Source organism: Achromobacter sp. GbtcB20, assembly GCF_019091095.1.
Classification (GTDB): domain Bacteria; phylum Pseudomonadota; class Gammaproteobacteria; order Burkholderiales; family Burkholderiaceae_B; genus Achromobacter; species Achromobacter mucicolens.
In genome coordinates this window covers 1-229 of record NZ_JAGXJZ010000994.1, presented here as the reverse complement: position 1 = coordinate 229, position 229 = coordinate 1, and the positions used below count along the sequence as shown (strand labels likewise).

The 229-nt window shown below is 65.1% G+C and carries 1 protein-coding gene; it reads left to right on the top strand.

Going from position 1 to position 229, the window contains the following annotated elements:
* A partial coding sequence (locus tag KVT32_RS31970; RefSeq protein WP_254637112.1) for a M3 family metallopeptidase occupies positions 1 to 229 on the top strand: 229 nt, incomplete at both ends.

Genomic DNA, 229 nt, shown 5'->3' with positions numbered 1-229 from the left:
GCAGGACGGCGTGTTCTTCGCCGCAAACAAAGAGTTCGGCCTGCCCTTCAAGGAACGCAAGGACCTGCCGACCTATGTCGAGGACGTGCGCACCTTCGACGTGTTCGACGCCGACGCCAGCCAGCTGGCGATCTTCACCTTCGACCCGTACGCGCGCTCGAACAAGCGCGGCGGCGCCTGGGCCAATGCCCTGGTCGGCCAAGCTAAGCTCCTGGGCACGAAACCCGTC